This window comes from Chamaesiphon sp. OTE_8_metabat_110, from assembly GCF_031382685.1.
In the GTDB taxonomy this organism is placed as follows: Bacteria; Cyanobacteriota; Cyanobacteriia; order Cyanobacteriales; family Chamaesiphonaceae; genus Chamaesiphon.
Map to the genome: position 1 here is coordinate 1 of NZ_JANMZA010000511.1, position 3,398 is coordinate 3,398.

The 3,398-nt window shown below is 47.1% G+C and carries 3 protein-coding genes; 1 reads left to right on the top strand and 2 read right to left on the bottom strand.

Annotation, left to right across the window (positions count from 1 at the left end):
* Positions 1-123: 123 nt before the first annotated feature.
* Positions 124-1,104 (bottom strand): DNA polymerase III subunit delta', encoded by a 981-nt coding sequence (locus tag RMO52_RS18590; RefSeq protein ID WP_310417215.1) that lies wholly within the window; start codon positions 1,102-1,104, stop codon positions 124-126.
* 242 nt (positions 1,105-1,346) lie between these two features.
* Between RMO52_RS18590 and RMO52_RS18595 the strand changes: the two genes are divergently transcribed.
* Positions 1,347-2,297 (top strand): PleD family two-component system response regulator, encoded by a 951-nt coding sequence (locus RMO52_RS18595; protein WP_310417218.1) that lies wholly within the window; start codon positions 1,347-1,349, stop codon positions 2,295-2,297.
* Positions 2,298-2,459: 162 nt separating this feature from the next.
* Here the strand turns inward: RMO52_RS18595 and RMO52_RS18600 are convergent.
* Positions 2,460-3,398 (bottom strand): asparaginase (locus RMO52_RS18600; RefSeq protein ID WP_310417221.1); only part of this gene is annotated, 939 nt, incomplete at its 5' end.

Sequence of the window (3,398 nt, forward strand, 5' to 3'; positions counted from 1 at the left end):
GATATCAAACAATCGATCTCGGCGGTATTCGCTCGAGTGGATATTAAAGAATTTTATACGCCCAATACCCCGAAGATTGGCGGCTACTTTTATCAAGGTATTGGAATTAAGTAATGCTAAATCTTAACTAATTCTCATTAATGTACATTCCCAAACTAAGCGGGGTTGCACGTAGGCGAGTAGCTGCGATCGAGTTTGTTCGAGTAGTTCGATAGCGGGGGGATGGCGGTATTTTTGCCAGTAGATATATTGCAAATAATCAACCAACCATAGTTGCTCGGCTGAGTCGAGATCGCGATCGATCTGCTGCGCCAATTCTAGCCCCTGACGGCGAGTAAGCGGTAACTGGCTCAATCGCTCCAGTAGCTCCGCTGGGAGGGTTTGGAACTGCTCCCAGATGGCGATCGCGGCACCCGGACTACCTTGGGCTAGTCCGAGAATTTCTGGTCGAGCGAGGATTTCGGTTTTGCCGAGACTGGTGAGGACATCGCTCATCGAGACTCGATCGAGACGGTGGAAGGGAATCTGCTGAGTGCGGGATACAATTGTCGGTAGCAGGGCTTCTACACTAGACGCGATCGCAATAATCGTCGCTTTTCCCGGCTCTTCTAGGGTCTTAAGTAGGGCATTGGCGGCTCCTTCTGGCATGGTTTCCGCTTGTTCGATAACTACCACCGCGCGCGCACCTAGTAATGGCGGACGTGCCAAGAAGCGCCCGATATCGCGAATTTGTTCGATGCGCAGTTGGGGCGGTGCTTTGCGTTTAATCCCCGCCGCAGTGGCTTCAGCAGCGGAATAGAGCTTGCCTTGATGGCTATAGGTAGGCGCTACCCACAAGACATCGGGGTGATTGCCTTGGCGCAGCTTTTGGCGGATGAGCGTAGACTCACTCGCCAAGACGCCGTGGGTAAAGATTAATTCGATAAAGCAGCGTGCGGCAATACTTTTGCCAATCCCCTCGGCACCATAAAATAGATATGCAGGTGCTAACCGCTGCTGAGAAATCGATCGCGTCAATATTTCGGTGGCTTGGGTTTGTCCGCGTAAAGTGGTGCTAAATTCGTTGGCGTAGCCTCTGAGCATGAGAATCGAGTTTTCACTCATCAGGTCAAATAGGACGATCGTACCATTAATTTAGAATTAGCTAAAATTAGGTCATCAGCTACCGTGCAGGGCTGTGATAGCTCCGCATAAAGAAATAATTAAATCAATGCTACTATTTCGATTCTTCATGGGTACACTATGTTGAAGGTAAATAGAACTAGGCTCAGACGTTAAAATCATCACAAATCAATTGACACACCCCACCTGTAAGAGTACATGGATGATTATTTACGCAAGTTACTATGAACGCGACTAAACCAGAAGATCGACGAATATTATTAGTTGATGACGATCTTGTAGTTCGCGCACTGGTGAGTGAGTCGTTAGAGGAAGATGGTTTTGAAGTAATTCTCTCTACAAATGGTCACGATGGAATCGCGGCTTATCAAGAACATCGACCCGATTTAATTCTCGTCGATGCGATGATGCCGATTTTAGATGGGTTTGAATTTTGCGAACAACTCAAAAATTTAGGCGAACGGTTGACCCCAATTTTAATGATTACTTCATTAGATGATAATGATTCGGTCGATCGCGCTTTTGCCTCTGGCGCAACTGATTATATTACTAAACCGATTAATTTATCAATTTTACGCCAGCGGGTGCGAAATTTAATTCGCCAATCGCAGCTAATTAAAAATCAATTAAGCGAACTCCAGCAAGCAAACCAGAATCTCCAGCTTTTGGCAAATTTAGACAGTTTGACCAAGTTGTCAAATCGGCGCGGTTTTGATGACTATATCAAAAAAGAATGGGATCGAATGCAGCGCATCGAATCACCACTATCGTTGATTATGTGCGATGTTGATTTTTTTAAAAACTATAACGATCGTTACCTGCATTCCAATGGGGATAACTGTTTGATTAAAGTCGCAATGGCAATGCGGAAAACAGTCCGCCGCAGCGGCGATCTCGTCGCCCGTTATGGTGGTGAAGAATTTGCAGTCGTCCTCCCCAATACCGATGCCTTGGGTGCTGTCTCTGTGGCTGAAAATATTCGATCGGCAATTAAGAATTTACAAATCGACCATGAAGCCTCGATGGTCTGTCCTTATGTGACAATTAGTGTCGGTGTATCTACGATTATTCCGACGCGAGAAAATCAGTTTCAAGACTTAATTCATGCTGCCGATCGTGCCTTGTATCAAGCCAAATCTCAAGGACGCGATCGAGTCACAATGTTAGTTGCTTAGATGAGGTGGGGGATGGGAGATGGGAGATGGGAGTTGGGAGTAGGTTGGGTTGAGAGCAACGCGAAACCCAGCCTACAAGATATCTCTATTCACTATCCACTATCCACTATTCACCAAAACACTATTCACTTTGTTTCAACCTAAAATGCGATTTAAAGCATTCTAAACCATTGCTAATTCACCAGTGACTTCCAAGCGGGTATGACTCCCGATCGATAAAAATTGGTCGGTGAGAATTTCCGATACCGCAGGGGTAATCCAGCCCATCTGCTGCAATAGATAAATCGCAACAGCATACTTCGCGCGTTTGGCACCATCACTCACCTTAATTGTCAATCCCATCCCTTCGCCAACTCTACCGATACACTGAATTCCTTCCGCTCCAGCTTTGCTGACAATCTCGCCCTGGGTGAGCTGCATCAGTTGAGTATCAAATTTCCCCGTCCCGGCAATCAACTCGGGATGATGAGTCATGGCACGGACGATCCGTTCGAGATCGAGACTTTCGCCAGAAGATAGATAAGCGTAGAGAGTCGCCATTTGCGAGAGCGGCATCAGATATACCGGGGCACCACAATCGTCATGGACGCCAATAAACTCGTCTGGTGGCATCTTGAGAATTTCGGCAAATTTGCTCAAAATGAGTTTTTGTACCGGGTGAGTACGCTCTAGATAGTTGCCTAGCGGCCAATTATGGGCGCGACACACGGCTAGCATTCCGGCATGTTTACCAGAGCAATTGTATTCTAGTGGGCTAGTTTTGCCAGCAGGAATCGGACATTTGAGTGCATTGGTATCGATATCTGCTCGCCAGAGAATATTGAAAACCTGACGGGTGTGGATGATTTCCGCTGCATGAGAGCTGCACATGATGGCTAAATCTCGATCGCTTAACTGATAGCGTTCTAAGATGCCATTGCTCGTAACGGCGATCGCTTGAAATGGCTTGAGAGCCGATCTAATGAACGTCGGATGTTCGGCATCCCCAGCAACCGATAACACGCGTCCACGGCTGTCACAGACGACAGCTTGAACGTGGTGGACGGATTCGATGATTCCTTCGCGCAGCAAACGCACGGTAATTGCTGGTGATTTAGTACG

Excerpts from the sequence above, each read along its gene's own strand:
- RMO52_RS18590 (WP_310417215.1), bottom strand. The coding sequence starts at position 1,104 with ATGAGTGAAAACTCGATTCTCATGCTCAGAGGCTACGCCAACGAATTT.
- RMO52_RS18595 (WP_310417218.1), top strand. The coding sequence starts at position 1,347 with ATGAACGCGACTAAACCAGAAGATCGACGAATATTATTAGTTGATGAC.